We start from the raw sequence: 14857 nt of genomic DNA, 5'->3' as shown, positions 1-14857 counted from the left end.
GATCGCTGTCAATTATAGGCGACGGGAGACCTCAAAACAAGGCCGCGGCCCCCTCGGGACCGCGGCTTCGACAATGGAGCCTATGGAGCGGACGCTCTGCCGTCAGCAGCGTGTTACGGCGCGGAGGCGACCTCGACGGACGCCCGGAAGGACATGCGCGAGAGCGACGCGGCCATGTCGTCGGCGTTCGACTTCGAACGGGTGCGCGCCAGCCGGACCTGGTAGCCGGATCCGGGGCTCTTCTCGATCTGCGCGTCCTTGATCCGGAATCCGAGCAGCGAGAGCGCCTTGAGCTCCGCCTCAGCGCTTTCCTTCGACCAGTAGCCGGGCAGGATCACCAGGTATTCGAGGTCCTTGGCCTTGGCCGGCTTGCTCGGCGCCGGCTCGGACGGGGCGGCCGGAGCCGACGCGGTCGCAAGGGCCTGGTCCGGCTTCGGCGCCGCCTGGGCCACCGTCTCGGTCGCAGGCTTGGACGTCGGCGCTGCCGGCGCCGCCGCGATGGCCTTCGGCGCCTGCACGCTCGCCTGAGGCTTGGGCGACGGGGCCTTCGTCTCCGGAGCCGACGCGATCACCTTCGGGCCCGGCTGCGCGGGCGGCGGCGGAGGCTCGACCTCGGGCTTGGGCTTCTCCGGCTTCTTCTCCTCCGAGCCCGAGCCGAAGCTGTAGCCGAACGAGAGCCGGTGCACGTTGTCGAAGGCGTTGCTGGGCGTCATGGCGTAGTCCACCTCGAGCTGGTGGAAGTGGAGCCCGAGCCCGTACGAGAGTCCGTTGGCCGGATCCTCCGGCGTGCCGAATTCGTGGCGATACCCCACGCGCAGCGAGACGTTCGGATGCGCGCGGAGTTCCGTCCCCACGCGCAGGTCGTCGTAGTAGTGGCTGGGCATGTTGTAGTCCGCCGCGAGCTGGATGCGGTCGTTCCAGAAGGAGCGGCCCATGCCCAGCTTGATCTCCCGCGGCAGCGGATAGGCCGAGCCGCCGAAGGAGAGGCCCGGGCCGAGATTCTGAACGGCGGCGCCGATGCTGGCGCCGGCGACCGTGGCGCGCGCGCCGAAGTCGACGGCGGGCGCCGTGGCCGAGATCGTGCCGAGACTCTGGCGGACCATCTTCGCGTTCGCGCCGATCGAGAACCCGCGGGCCAGGGATCGCGCGATGCCCGCGGTCACCGCGAGGTCGTAGACGCGGAAGTCGCCCGTGGGATTGTCGAACTCATCCACCCCCTGGATCCCCGGAGTGTGGAAATACGCAACGCTGAGCGAGCCGACGCCGATCCCCATCGGCTTCGCCACGCCGAGCCACTCATAGCTGAGGTCCTGGAGCCAGTTCGCGTGCATCGCGCCGACCTGCGGCTGCGTCAGCGTCGCGAGCCCGGCGGGATTCCAGAACTGCGCCGTCACCCCCGTGGCGACGCCGGTGTGCGCGCCCGCCATGCCCGCGGAACGTCCGCCCACCTCGAACGAAAGAAAGTCCCCCGAGGAGGCTCCGACGGAAACATCCGCGGACGCGGGGCGTACGAACAGGTACGCAGAGAGGACGCAGGCGGTCGTGATCAGGGCGAGGCGAACCGGCGTGGAGGCGCAGCACGAGGAGGCGTGAGGCAGCCTGGACATGCGAGTTTCCCCCGATGATGTCGAGTCTGAATCGGCCCCCGTCCGCCGAACTTTGCGAGGCAGGCATTTGAGGATTGGGTGTCCGCTCATGGTCGAGCACGGAACATGCCAGCGGAATCGCGCATTACGCACGCTCGGAAACCGTGGAAGCGTATGCGGTTTCGAGGGGTGGGTCGGGGCCGGCGCGATCGCGCAAAACGCAATCGTGGCGTGGTGCCGGGACGCCGTATTCCGCACGCCGCGTTTCGCGAAGTACGCGCGCGGCGGCGGCGTCAGTAGCGGTAGGTCAGGGCGAAACCGGCGCTTCGGGGCCCGATCGGGAACGTCGCCGATACGCGCGCCGGCGTCTTGGCGGCGGGCGGTCCGATCGAGAGCACCAGCGCGTCGACGATGTTCGCGGCGTACACCGCGAGCGTGGCGTAGGCGAATCCGCGGCGGAGATCCTGCGCGGACTTGAGGTCGCTCCTGAGGACCTCGACCTCGCGCAGGTAGCGCAGCTGATCGCCGGGACCGCTGGAATCGGCGAGGATCTGGTTGTAGGCGATGTCGGCGCGCTTGTGATTGACGACCGCCTGAGCGGCGGTGTACCCGGCGCCGGTCGCGAGCACGCCCGCCAGCCAGAGGGCGCCGCGGGTGCTGTGGTTCGCGAACTCCTGGCCCGCTCCCGGAATGATGAGCGAGCGCGTGACCACCTCCTGGCGGTCGAGCGTCGGGATGACGAGCGAGAGCCGTGACGGGGTCGCCTCCTGGACCGTGAATCGCGGGCGGATCCAGTAATCGATGGCGCTGATGCCCCAGACGGAGGCGCCGTAGATGATCCACCCGTTGCGCACGCGGCGCTCCTCGACCGCGCGCAACCCCGACAGCGTTCCCGGCTCGTCGAGGCGGTCGCGGTAGCGAAGATGGGCGCGCAGCGCCTCCGCGATCGCGCCGGTCTCGGCGATCGCGAGGGGGGCTCCGCGGAGGGCGCGCTTCACGGTCATGGCCGGAACGCCCGGATAGTTGAGCGAGCGAATGAGAAGCCCGGCGCTCATGCCGGGAGGCTCGGAGAGGCAGTACGGCGCCCCGCCCCGCGGGCTGAAGGCGAACACGCCCTGCGTCTTCGCGACGCCCCCGCCCTCGGCGAGGACGGAGAAGCGTCCCACCACCGACGACGGCAGGTCCATCGGCGTGCGCCCGTACACCTCGGCCGGCCCCGAGAGCGACAAGGACACGTTGGGCGGGCTGGAAAGCACGGTGAGGATGGGCGGCCCCGGCTCGGCGGCCGAGGGCGCTTCGCCCAGCGGTTGCGCGCTCGCGGCCGCGGCGAGCAGCAGCGCGGCGAGCAGCGGCGCGGCGTGGCCGAGCGATGGCAGGAACCGGTGTGGGGTCATGGCCACGAGACGGTACGGGCGGCCCGCGAGCCTGTCAAGGACCGACCCGGTGTCGCGGCGGAGCGGGCCGCGCCGCTCGCGGCGGTGGACTTCTTCGCGGGCGTCACAGCGGGCGGCTGCGCGCCGTCTCCCGCTGCAGCCGCTCGAGCCGCTCGGCGTAGTCGCGCGAGACGAGATTCAGGAGAACCAGCTCTTCCCCGTGCAGCTGCCGGGCCGTGCCGCGCGAGCCGCAGAGCAGGAATCCCATCAGCCCCTCGTCCCCCAGGATCGGCACGGCGCAGACGGCCGAGCAGGCCGCGATCTGTTCGGCGTTCTCGACGTAGATGCCGACGTATTCGAGATCGTCGGAGCGGCCGGTCAGCCGGATCGGGCGCCGCGCGCGGCGCAGCTCCATCGGAAGCGGCTCGCGGTCGGGGATCACCACACCCGGCCCCGGCGCGATCGTGCTCCCCACCGCTCGGAAGCAGCGCTCGGCGGGATCGGCGAGGAAGAGGGTGACCGGGTCGACGTCGGCCAGCGCGCGCGCATTCTCCGGGATGAGCCGGCAGAGATCCTCCAGCGACGCGGCGCTCGCCAGCGGCGCGTCGGCGCCCTTGGCCGCCATCCGGCGCACGGCGCGCGGCTCGAACCACACGGGATCGAGGAAGAGGTCGAGCTTGCGGCGGAGCCGGTTCGACACGGTGAGCGCGGTCACGCCGACGACGACCCCCCCGACCGTGATCCAGAGCAGCCCTTCCGCAAGTCGCATCCCCGCCGACCGGGTGAGCCACAGGAGAATCGCGGTCCACGTCACGTAGCCCACGGCGATCAGGAGCGAGGTCGTGGCCGTCGCGGGGAGCCGGTCTTCGGGCGCGCGCGCCTCGCCGATCCGGCCGCGGATCAGCGAGGCGGCGAGGAGGAACGAGAGGAGCGAAGCCGGTGCGGCGCTCGCTCCGATGTCCCCCACGTCGACGCGGCCGGTCGCCAGCATCGAGAAGATCAGGTAGGAAAGGAGTCCCGAGCAGCCGAGCACCCCGAGGAGCGCGGGACGGAACGTCTCCCGCCGGCGCGGCGGCAGGGACAGGTGCGTCGCCTCGAACTTGGCCGCCAGCAGGATCAGGTTGAGGAGGATGGCGGCGAGGATCGCCCAGTCGACGCCGTGCAGGTGGAAGACCTCGCCCGGCGCTTCCGGCGCGCGATCGACGCGGAAGAAGGCGTACGTCGCCACTCCCGCCGCGAGCAGCGCCTGGAAGAGCAGGTAGAAACGCCAGGCGCCGATGCCCCGCGAGCCCCGCGTGCGGCCGAGCGTCGCCGCCAGTAGCACCCAGAGAGCGGACACCGGCAGCGAGAGCGCGAGCGAGTTGACGAACCACTCGGTGCGGCCGGTCGCCGCCAGATCGAACACCGCGCGCGCGAAGCAGAACTCGAGGACTCCGAGCATGGCCAGCGCTCCGGCGGCGATCAGCGAGACGATGCCTCCCGGACTGAGGATGGCCACGATTCCCGCGGCGATCAGGGCGATCATGCCTCCGGCGCCGAGGAGCAGCAGATCCATGCTCATCGAATCGCTCCGGCAGGCGCGGCCGGGAGGAGGCCCAGATCGCGGAGGCATGCCGCCGCCGTGCGGAAGCGCGCCCGGGCCAGCGCGGCCCGGAGCACGCCGGCCGTCTTGTGGAGGCCCGCGTAGTGGGTCCAGGGACGACGGGCCGGACCGACGCTAGGCTGGTCGGGGTCGACCTCCCAGGGATGGACGTTCAGGATGAGCGGCACGCCCCGGGCCAGGTGGTAGTCGAGCGCCCGCGCCGAGACCCACCGCGGCAGGAGCCGGAGATACGCGCCCGCGAGCACCGGGAAGCGCACCGGTCCGATCGGGACCGTCGGAAGCGGAAACTCCACCAGGGTGACGCCCTCCGCCTCGAATCGGGTGGGGCGGGTCGGCCCCTCGGGGTAGCCGTAGCGGCGGCGGCGGATCGGGTAGACGCTGGAGTCGTAGGCGTACCCCGCCTCGGCGAGGGCGCCGATCGCCCAGAGGGTGCCCTTCCCCACGCTGTAGCTGGGCGCGCGATAGCCGAGCACCGGCGCCTGCGCCAGGTCCTCGAGGAGCGCGCGCGACTCGCGCGCCTGCGCCAGGAACTCGCTCCGCGAGAGCTCGGTCAGCATCCGGTGGTCCATCCCGTGCGAGGCCACCTCGTGCCCGCGCGCGGCGATCTCGCGCACCAGCCCGGGCTCCGCCCGGGCGACCCAGCCGAGCACGAAGAAGGTCCCCCGCGCCCCCGATTCGTCGAACAGATCGAGCAGGCGGCGCGTGTTCGCCACGACGCGGGAGGGATAGCTGCTCCAGGCGTCGCGCGGCACGATCCCCGCGAACGCCTGCACCTGGTAATAGTCTTCCACGTCGACGCTCAAGGCGAGCGCCGGCTCGGCGCCTCCGTGGGCGCCGTTTCCGCCAACCGGCGGACGATTGGACAAGGGGCTCCTCCCCGCGCGCGGGATGGTGCGCGCGACCAGAGAGGATACGGACCGGAGGGCCTGCGCGGAAGAGCGAAGGTCGTCAGGGGACGACGGCGATGCGCGTAACGGTACGTCCCTGGGGGGCGTCGAGGATGGCATTGTAGAGGCCGGGCGCGACCGCGTTCCCGGCGTCGGAACGGCAGGGCCACTCGATCGCCTGCTCCCCCGCCGGGAGCACGCGGTCCACCAGCTGGCAGACCATGTGGCCGGTGAGATCGTAGATGACCAGGCGCACCCGCCCTGGCGCACCCTCCTTCGTGCCGCCTGCAAAGCGAAGGGTCACGCGGCCCCGGGCCGGGTTGGGATAGCCGTGGATCCCGGTCGTGGCGTTCGCCAGCCGATCGCTCGGCACCGCGATCGAGGCGACGGCCGGAACGCCCTCGCCCGAGCCCTGGTAGGTGGCGAGGCGGTACTCGTAGGACGAGCCCCCCGCCGCCGTGGAGTCGCACCACGCCACGACGCCCACCGGGAGCGACGTGAGAAGCGTGTCGGGTCCCGCGCTCGTGCGGCGGTACAGGTGATAGCCGCTGCCCGAGCCCGATGCCGGCTCGGTCCAGGTCAGGTCCACCCCGCCGCTCACCGCCGACGCCGTGAACGACTCGGGCGTCGCGAGCGTGCCGCCGGTGGTGCCGGCCTGGCGCGCGCGCACGTTCGAGAAGCCCGACCAGTTGCCCGCCTCGTCGGCGACCCGCAGCACGAAGTGATAGGTCGAGCCGGTCGCGAGTCCCGACATCACGTAGCTCTCGCGCGTTCCCGAGGTGGCGGGTGGCGGCAGGACGCCGGCGGTCGAGGCGCTGTTCCACCAGGAGGTCGTGTCCACTCCGGACACCGGCTGCTCCGAGAAGCGCAGCTCGTACGCCGTCGCGCGCCCGGCCGATCCGTCGTCGCCGGTCGCCGTCCAGGTGAGCGTGATCGAGTCCGCGCGTGCCGACGCCGGCGCGCCGAAGGACGCGCCGAGCGCCGACGCGCCGAACAGGATCGCCGCTGCGAGCGAAGGGACCGCCGCGTGCGCGCGGCGGCCCCGGCCCGGAATCGTGTGCATGGTCACGGGAGGTCCGCGGCGCCGCTCGAGTCTGCGTCGGCGAGCGCCAGCATCTCCGAGGAGAGGCCCGATCCGTCGAGACGCGAGAGGTCGCGCACCGGGGCCGGAGCCACGGTGTCCGACGTCGTGCCGTTCACCACGTTCGAGAGCACCGAGACGTTGCCGGCGTCGTCGGTCGTCTTGATGGCGACGTAGTACGTGCGGCTGCCGCTCAGGCCGCTGATCGTGAAGGACTGGGAGGTCCCCGCCGCCGCCGGAGCCGGCTCGCCGGTCGCCTGCAGCGCGCTGCTCCAGTTGGAGCTCGTGATGGCCGAGGTGGAGTAGCGCACGTCGTAGCTCGCCGCGGTGCCGGTCGTGCCGTCGTCGCCCGGCGCCGTCCAGCGCACCGAGACCGAGGTCCCGGTGGTGCCCGTGACCGTGAGGTCTGCGATCGTGGCCGGCGCCGTCGCGTCGCCGCTGGTGGAGCGGACCGCGACGTTGGAGTAGCCCGACCAGTTCGGCACCTCGTCGGCGGCGCGAATCATGAAGTAGTAGGTGGTGAGCGGCGAGAGGCCGCGGACGCGCATCGAGTCGGACGCCCCCGCCGTGCCGGGCACGGGCTCGCCGGTCACCTGGGTCGCGGCGTTCCACCACGTCGTCGTGTCGGTGCCGGCGATCGCGACCGTCCGGTAGCGGATGTCGTAGGTGGTGGCGCGTCCCACCGTGCCGTCGTCGCCGGGCGCGGTCCAGTTCAGGAGCACCGTCGAGTCGGCGGCGGTCTGGGCGTGCGCGGCGGCCGGCTGGATCACCGAGAGCAGCGCGACTCCCGCGAGAAAGACCGCGATGAGGACCCACAGGGGGACCCTCGCGGTTCTCGCGGCGCCGGATTCGGTCGTCGATTCGATGTCAGGCATGCGTTGTCCCCCTCCTCGACGGCCCCCGCCGGATGTCGGAGCCCGCCACGACCCGCTTCGGATCCATGGCGGCCCGGCCGGCGTGGATCGAGGGAAAGACCCCGCGATCGGAAGCCCCGTGACTCTGCGCCCCGTCCTTTCGAACGGTTTGCTCTGAGCATGGATATGCGATTGGATGCCCCCGCGTGTCCGGGGCCCGTGCAGGTTCGGTGCCAGGAGACGTCTTGCGTTGTGCACGGCGGGCACGCGAGGGTACGTGGGCTCATGGCTGCGAAGCGCGATGCCGGCAGGGCGCGCCGTGCAGGATGCACCCGGGGTTTTGCACCTGAAGGCATTTCAGGATGCAACCTAGTGGGAGGCGTCGGCCTCGCGCAGGGAGCGGTGGATCGAGGGAAGCATGGAGCGCGTGAAGTCCTCGAGCCGCGCGCGGGCGCGCGCGGGGTTGTCCACGTACGGCGCCGAGAGAATCACGACCGCCGCGTGGTCCGGCCGGCGAAGCAGCCTCGAGCGCGCCTGGAGGAGCTTGGCGCGCGTGGCGCTCCCCGTGAATTCGTCGGGCAGCCAGTACCAGTGCCACACGCCGTAGCGGAGCCCGGGAGAGCGCATGAGCGTCTCGTGCACCGGGACCGCATCCCCTTCGGCGGCGATCGTGGTGTCGCGCTGCGTCACGACGTGCCAGACCGATTCCCCCCGCGGGGCGATCACGTTCGCGTAGTGGATCAGCTCCCGCCCCTGCGATTGATTCCGGTAGAACCCGATGTAGCAGTCGACCAGGCTTCCGTTCTTCTCGAAGACGGCGCGCACCGCGGCGTCGGTGCCCTTGAACTCGGGCGCCCAGGCGGAGGGAGGGATCCGGAGCGGCGTCCAGCCTCCGGCCGGAGCGGGGGCGTGGAGCGCGACGGGTGCGGATTCGACGGGCGGCCGGATCCAGGCCGCGTACGCCGCGGGCGCGAGCGCGAGCGCCACGGCCGCCGCGGCCGTCACCGCGAGCCGGCGTGGCGAGCGCGCCGTCGCGGGCCGGGGCGCGGCGGCGTCGTCCACGGGAACCGGCGTCTCGCGCCAGCGGCTCCCCAGGAAGAAGAAGATCGCCATCGCGATCGCGAACACCGTCCAGCCGATCGCGAAGTGGTCGAAGCCGGCTCCGATCTCGCGCCGGCTCAGGTATCCGGTCAGCACCATCACGTAGGCGCGGAGCCCGTTCGCCAGAATCGGCGCGACGAGTGCGAGGGAGCCGAAGAGGATGCGGTTTCGGGCGCGCTGGAAGTGCAGGTAGGCGAAGAGGCAGCCGAGCGTGAACATCGAGATGAGGAACCGGAGGCCGCTGCAGGCCTCCACCACCTGCCAGTTCCCTGTGGGCGTCGTGAGGTACATCCCCTCCACCGCCACCGGGACGCCGGTGAGGCGCAGGCCGAACACCGTGGCCCGGGCCGTGAAGCTCATGAGCGCGGGATGGAGCGCCTCGCCGAACGGGACCACGAAGAAGAAGAACGCGAGCGGGAAGGTGAGGGTGCGCGTCACGCGCAGCCCGAAGAGCGTGATCACGAGCGCCGGGATCATCAAGGCGAACGCGAGCTGCTCGTAGAAGAGCACCCCCGCGACATGGGCCACCAGCCAGAGCGCGCCCGCGCCCGCGATGAGGAGGAGCCCCGGCCAGAACGGCTCCGGGGCGAGCGCGCGGAGGTCGGCGCGCCGGCGCCAGACGAGCCACGCCGTGATCGGGATCACGAAGAAGCAGTGCGTGAAGGTGTCGGACCCGCGCCAGACCTCGTAGAACGACCCGAGGGTCGCGGGATAGGCCGCTGCCATCGCCGCGAGGCCCAAGGCGAACAGCGCGGCGGCGAGCGGCCAGCGCCGCGGTCGCGGGAGGTCGAGCGACGGGGCCAGGCCGCCGGACTTGGCTCGAAGGGAATCCACCTAGGGGAGTAGGACGAGGCGCTCGCGCACGCGGCTGTTCCCCACCGTCCCAAGGAGTTCGTAGTAGCCCGGGGCCAGCTTCAAGCCGCTCCGCCCCAGACGGTCCCACGTGACGACGCTGCGCCCCGGCGGGAACGTCCCCTCGGCGACCGTGGCGAGCCAATGCCCGTTCAGGTCGTAGACCCGGATTCGCGCGGCGAGCGGCGACGGCGCCGTGACGTCGAGGGCGACCTGGACGTGGTCGGAGGCGGGATTGGGGTACGCGTGGATCTGCCCGCTCCCCGCCATCGCGGCCGTCCCGGCGCGCGAGGGGGTCGTGACGACCGCCTGGGCGGAGTAGGGCCCCTCGCAGGTGACGCCCTGGATGTCGGGACCGGCCCACGTGGCCCGGTAGCGATAGGTCGTTCCCGCCGCGGTCTGGGGATCGCGCCAGGAGGTGGACGACGGTGGGAGCGATTGGAGCATCGTCCACGAGGGCCCCGAACCGGTCGCGCGATAGAGGTGAAGGGAGAGCGCCGCGGGATCGGTGGCCGCGTCCCACGTGACCAGGACTCCGGCCGAATCGACCTCGGAGGCGAACGAGGAGGGCGCCGTGGTGGGCGCTCCGCACGAGAGCGTGGTCCCCGAGGCGACGTTGGAATATCCGGAAACGTTCGCGGCCTCGTCGCGCGCCACGATCACGAAATAATAGGTGGTGCCCTGGCTGAGACCGGCGATGCGCGCCGAATCGGGCTGCCCCGCGACCGCGAGGGGCGGGATGAGGCTCACCCGCTGCGAGAACGGAACGGCGTTCCACCAAGCCCCGATGTCGGCTCCGGGCGGACGCGTGTCATAGAAGAGCTCGTAGGCGCTCACCTGCCCTGTGGTGCCGTCGTCGCCGGGAGCCGTCCAGAACGCCGTGAGGGAGTTGTAGCCGTTGCTCTGCGCGCGGGAGGCGGACGCGCCCAGGATGGCGCCCGCGGCCAGCGCGAGGGCGACCGCGCGACGCATTCTCGATGTCCGGTCCCTCATGTGCTGTCTCCTCTGGTCGCGGGCCGCCGGTCGACCCATCCGGCAACCCCTGCCGCGTTCGTACCATCGGAAGGCAAGATAGCCATTATGAGGCAAATCGCCCGCCCGGTGCCATGTCCCCGCCGAACCCCGTTCGGGCGCTCGGAGTACGGATCGGTACGTGATTCGGAGCGAGTCGCGTCGTCTTGGGCTGGATCCGGCCCCCAAGCCGCCGCCACGGCCGGTGGCGTCTCGCACGCGGGGCGTGCAAGACCTCGCGCCGTAGCTGCGGTCGCGAGTTGCGGTTTGCGGCGCGTCCCGGATGCCATATGGGTCGGGCCCAATCGAATGCGGGGCCACGCTGATCCCGCGACGCAGCGCTGCCGAACGATGGTACGATAGCTGCTTGTTCGTGTGCGGCGCTTTCCGGGGGAAAGCCGTCTCCGTCACCGAGAACCTACACCGAGAATCGAGATCGGCGCCGGCGGCGCGAACCGCCGGTCCCGGAGGGTGGAACTGTGCTCCTGTGGCTGCAGCGAACGTTCGCCGCGCTCTTCGCGGCCGCGCTCCTGATCGTTTCGAGCGACGCGGCCGCCGCCATCTCCATTCCATCCAATATCTGGGTGAAGCAGCCGACCCCCAGCCAGGTCGGGCTCTCCGGGTTCTCGGGGCAGTTCCAGGCGCGCGGCTGGAACCGCATGATGTACGACCCGCTCGGCAAACGGTTGATCCTCTTCGACGGCTACATGGACGCGTCGCGCCCCTACAACATCTACGCGAACGCGCTCTGGACGTACGATCCGCTCGCCAACCGGATCTCCCTGGAGAAGGTGAGCAACTGGGCACGGATCAACGGGATCACGACCGCCCTCCCGGCCAACACGACCGATCCCACGCCGTTCGACCGCCATTCCTATGCCTGCATCGCGTTCGTCCCCGAGAAGAACGAGGTCGTGATGTGGGGCGGCGCGAACAGCAGCATCCCGAACGACTACGTCGGCGACACCTGGATCTACAGCTTCGCGACGAAGGCCTGGCACCAGGCGACCGGAACGACGCACCCCTTCAACGTCTTCGAGCAGACCTCGACGTACGATCCGAACACGCACCGTTTCGTCGTGTTCGGCGGCGCCACGTCCTCCTACGGCAGCGGAACCTCGGCCTGGCTCTTCGACGTGAACACCGAGCTGTGGGAGCAGGCCACCACGGCCAGCACGCCGGCAGCCCGGATGTCGCAGTCGATGGTCTTCGATTCCATGCGGCGGGTCTCCTACGTGTTCGGCGGAGGCACCGTCTACCCCAATCCCGGGAACGAGATGTGGGCCTTCGACGCATCGGCCCGCGTCTGGTCGCAGGTGTCGCCCCAGAACAGCCCGCCGCCGGTGCGCCGCTTCGCGTCCATGGCGTACGACTCCAAGCACGATCTCGTCATGCTCTGGGGCGGCACGAACAACACGACGCCGCTCACCGACACGTGGCTCTACCGGCCCTCGACGCGGCAGTGGCAGCAGGTCTTCCCCGCCACCTCCCCGCCGAACCTGGACATGAGCAACGAGGATCTCATCTACGATCCGGACAACGACGTCTTCATCCTCCACATGAACGGAGACTTCTGGCTCTACCGCTACGCATCGAGCAGCGACGCCATCGCGCCCGGGGACGTGAGTGACCTCCGGATCCGGTAGACGCGCGGTCGCCGCGGGCGCCACCGCGCTGGCCGCGTTCCTCTTCCTGACCTCCGTGGCTGTGTTCCCCGCGCTCGCCGCGCTCCCCGTTCCGATCACGGTTCAGGAAGCGCTCGTGGCGGGCGCCGCGGGTCTCGCGCGCACGGCGGGTCCCGTCAGCGTGGGGATCCCCCTCGAGGAAGCGCAGGGGATCACGAGCGTGTCCCAGCTGGGGCTCACCGGCGCCGCCGCGGGCCAGTTCCGGGAGCTCGCGCGCTACCCGAGCGGGGCGATCCGCTGGGTCCTCGTCGACTACCAGAGCGACCTCGCCGCCGGAGGATCGAGCGCCTCGGTCTCGCTCACGAACGGCGCCGGGAATTTCGGCGGGTCCGATCTCGCGACCGATCAGGGCACGTCGATCCAGATCGCGACCGGAGCGGCGACCTTCACCATCCGAAAGAGCCCCTTCCGGCTCTTCGATCAGGTCTCCGTCGGCGCCACCTCCCTCGTCACGGCCGGCGGCGAGGGCGTCGTGGCGATCGATCCCTCGGGCGGGCGCTTCACCTCGGCGAACGATGCCGGCGCCTCGGTCACGATCGAGGAGAACGGACCCGTGCGCGCGGTGGTGCGCGCGACCGGCACCCTGAAGAACGGCGCGGGCACGAGGCTCTGCGAGTACCTGGTCCGGCTCCACTTTTACAAGGGCAAGTCGTACGCGCGGGCGTGGGTCTCGCTCCGAAACGCCAGGGCCGCGAACGTCTCCGCCTTCGCCTTCAAGAGCGCCGAAGTCGTCGTGCCGCTCTCCCCCGGACCCTCCCTGCGCTTCACGACGGCGACGTCGCGCGGGACCGTAACCGACGCCCTCGCCTCGGGCGAGACGATGTACCTCTACCAGGCCTACTCGACGCAGGACGGCATCCCGGAGAACGCCTACACGAACGCGCCGATGGTGATCTCGGGGACGACCTTCGCGCAGAACGGCGTCGAGGTCCGGAAGGTCGGCGGCACGATCTACCAGGCGCTGTCGGGCAACGCCGCCGACTACGCCCTGGGATGGGCCTCGCTGGAGGACGGGACGGGACGCGGCATCACCCTCGGCATGCGCTGGATGAGCGCGCTCTGGCCGGCCGGATTCGAGCTGGCCGGCGATGGCAGCGCGCGGATCGAGCTCTTCAGCAAGCGGAACAGCAAGACCTCGATCAAGTTCGCGTGGGGCGCCTACGAGACGCGGGAGCTCTTCTTCGACTTCCACGCCACGGCTCCGGCGAACCGGAACACCGCGCTCTACGAGATGCAGTACCCGCTCTCCGGCCGCGCGCCGATGGCGCAGTACTCCGCGGCCGGCGCCATCTACGGCGAGACGAAGCTGGTCTCCGCGAACGACCAGCAGCGCTGGTTCACCGCCCACGGCGGCACCAGCCCCTCCCTGGCGAACCTGACCCCGGGCTTCTACCGGTACAAGGCGTGGGGCGCCGGCGGCGGCGGCAACCAGATGGACTTCGCTTTCGTGGACATGATCGACTGGATCCGAACCGGCAACGGCGGCTTCCTGGCGGAGGGCGAGCGGAACTCGCTCTACAAGGCGGACACCGCCGTGCGCCACTCGGACGGATTCGACTACACGGCGAACCAGATCGACCCGGGCGACGAGGGGAGCGGCGTGAACCTTGGGACGTTCAACGGCCGGATCTTCGACTTCGAGCACCCCCACTGGATCAGCGTGCCGATCGCCTACTACATGACCGGCAACGAGCTCTACCACGAGGCGTTCCTGGACTACGGCGAATGGAAGCACGGCATGGCGGACGGCGTGACGCCCTACTACTACAAGCCGCTCCAGACCTTCGGCGACGGAGGCATGCGCGGGTGGTCGCGCTACTACCGCGACTTCGCGCTCCTCTGGGACATCACGCGCGATCCGCGCTACTGGTCGGACCTCAGCACGATGACGACCGCGACCCTCGCATCGCGGGACACGCCCGGCAGCGGCCTTCCCGCCGGACGCAACCTGGACCGGGGCTACATGTGGCAGTCCTGGAACGGCTACGTCACGCCGCGCCTGGTCTCCGACTTCATGACGGTGCAGATTCATTTCGAGGCGATGTGGGAAGGGCTGCGCCTGATGCGCGAGGCGAACGATCCGCGCGCACAGGCGATGGAGGACTACCTGCTCGGGCTGGCCGACTTCATCTACAACGAGTTCTACTTCGACGTCGGCAGCGGGAGCACGCAGTTCGGATACGTCTACGCCTATTACCTGGACCAGGTGAACGACGCCACCAATCCCTACTGGTCCGAGGGCTTCCGTCCGATCTCCAGCGCGCGGGCGCTCACGCTGGCCTACAACCTGACCGGCGACGCCAAGTACCTGACGCGCGCGGCCAAGCTCCTGGTCGGCGACATCCAGTACGTCACGGTGCGAACCCCCAGCGATCCCGCGAGCGAGGCGATGATGCAGACCGACCTGTATCGTCCGGTCACGGGGTGGTTCACGGTTCCCGGCGTCGCCGCGACCAGCGTGGGCAGCGGCTCCTACCAGCTCTCCTGGACCGTTCCCCCCGGCACGACCGGCTACCGCATCAAGGCGGCCGACCGCACGATCGTTCCCTGGCTCGGGTTCAACCAGGCGACGCGCGCCTACCAGTTCCCGCCGGCGAGCAACGTGGCGTGGTTCGCGGCCGGCGACGCGCCGGGAACGGTCCCGGCCCCGCTCGCGCCCGGCTCGGTGCAGACCGTGACCGTGAGCGGCCTCGACCCCGCGAAGAGCTGGAAGTTCGCGGTGCGCTACACGACGAACGTCGTCGACACGACCCCCCCGGCGCCGCCCAGCAACCTGATGGCGCGCTGAGCCGGGCCCGCCCCAAATCCTCGAAATCGTCTAAGA

10 protein-coding genes and 1 riboswitch are annotated in these 14857 nt (G+C 70.7%); of the genes, 2 read left to right on the top strand and 8 right to left on the bottom strand.

The genetic code is table 11. The features are described 5' to 3' along the window. Positions 1–113 precede the first annotated feature (113 nt). From VE326_04660 to VE326_04625, 8 genes are all read right to left on the bottom strand, one after another. Positions 114–1607 carry a PorV/PorQ family protein gene (locus VE326_04660; GenBank protein HYJ32488.1) on the bottom strand — a complete coding sequence of 498 codons (1494 nt, stop codon included), beginning with the start codon at positions 1605–1607 and terminating at the stop codon, positions 114–116. Between the two features lie 272 nt (positions 1608–1879). Then, a complete protein-coding gene (locus VE326_04655; GenBank protein ID HYJ32487.1) occupies positions 1880–2980 on the bottom strand; it encodes a DUF5683 domain-containing protein in 1101 nt (366 codons plus the stop codon). Between the two features lie 103 nt (positions 2981–3083). Then, positions 3084–4520: a GAF domain-containing protein gene (locus VE326_04650; protein ID HYJ32486.1), complete on the bottom strand. Its 1437-nt coding sequence runs from the start codon at positions 4518–4520 to the stop codon at positions 3084–3086. Then, a complete protein-coding gene (locus tag VE326_04645) occupies positions 4517–5428 on the bottom strand; it encodes an XrtA system polysaccharide deacetylase (GenBank protein HYJ32485.1) in 912 nt (303 codons plus the stop codon). Before VE326_04645 ends, VE326_04650 begins: the two co-directional genes overlap by 4 nt. A gap of 82 nt (positions 5429–5510) precedes the next feature. Further along, the gene (locus tag VE326_04640) at positions 5511–6518 is read right to left on the bottom strand and encodes a fibronectin type III domain-containing protein (GenBank protein ID HYJ32484.1); all 1008 of its coding nucleotides are present in this window, start codon (positions 6516–6518) and stop codon (positions 5511–5513) included. Beyond that, positions 6515–7405, bottom strand: a complete 891-nt coding sequence (locus VE326_04635) for a fibronectin type III domain-containing protein (protein HYJ32483.1) — start codon at positions 7403–7405, stop codon at positions 6515–6517. The genes VE326_04640 and VE326_04635 overlap by 4 nt, the downstream gene beginning before the upstream one ends. A 64-nt stretch (positions 7406–7469) precedes the next feature. After that, positions 7470–7568: riboswitch (cyclic di-GMP riboswitch) on the bottom strand. Positions 7569–7753: 185 nt separating this feature from the next. Then, a complete protein-coding gene (gene xrtA, locus VE326_04630) occupies positions 7754–9319 on the bottom strand; it encodes an exosortase A (GenBank protein HYJ32482.1) in 1566 nt (521 codons plus the stop codon). Further along, positions 9320–10330: a hypothetical protein gene (locus tag VE326_04625; protein HYJ32481.1), complete on the bottom strand. Its 1011-nt coding sequence runs from the start codon at positions 10328–10330 to the stop codon at positions 9320–9322. A 497-nt stretch (positions 10331–10827) separates the two neighbouring features. Between VE326_04625 and VE326_04620 the strand changes: the two genes are divergently transcribed. Together VE326_04620 and VE326_04615 are read left to right on the top strand one after the other, a co-directional pair. Further along, entirely contained in the window at positions 10828–11994 is a 1167-nt protein-coding gene (locus tag VE326_04620; protein HYJ32480.1) for a kelch repeat-containing protein, read from the top strand. After that, on the top strand, positions 11975–14821 hold the full coding sequence (locus tag VE326_04615; GenBank protein ID HYJ32479.1) for a hypothetical protein: 2847 nt from the start codon (positions 11975–11977) through the stop codon (positions 14819–14821). The genes VE326_04620 and VE326_04615 overlap by 20 nt, the downstream gene beginning before the upstream one ends. Positions 14822–14857 lie beyond the last annotated feature (36 nt).

This window comes from Candidatus Binatia bacterium, assembly GCA_035631035.1.
Taxonomy (GTDB): Bacteria; Eisenbacteria; RBG-16-71-46; order SZUA-252; family SZUA-252; genus DASQJL01.
The sequence above is the reverse complement of the archived record's forward strand: the minus strand, read 5'-3'. Positions and strand labels throughout refer to the sequence as shown.

What these genes read in the sequence shown, in the direction of transcription:
- VE326_04660 (HYJ32488.1), bottom strand. Translation starts at nt 1,607, where the DNA reads ATGTCCAGGCTGCCTCACGCCTCCTCGTGCTGCGCCTCCACGCCGGTT.
- VE326_04655 (HYJ32487.1), bottom strand. Translation starts at nt 2,980, where the DNA reads ATGACCCCACACCGGTTCCTGCCATCGCTCGGCCACGCCGCGCCGCTG.
- VE326_04650 (HYJ32486.1), bottom strand. Translation starts at nt 4,520, where the DNA reads ATGAGCATGGATCTGCTGCTCCTCGGCGCCGGAGGCATGATCGCCCTG.
- VE326_04635 (HYJ32483.1), bottom strand. Translation starts at nt 7,405, where the DNA reads ATGCCTGACATCGAATCGACGACCGAATCCGGCGCCGCGAGAACCGCG.
- VE326_04625 (HYJ32481.1), bottom strand. Translation starts at nt 10,330, where the DNA reads ATGAGGGACCGGACATCGAGAATGCGTCGCGCGGTCGCCCTCGCGCTG.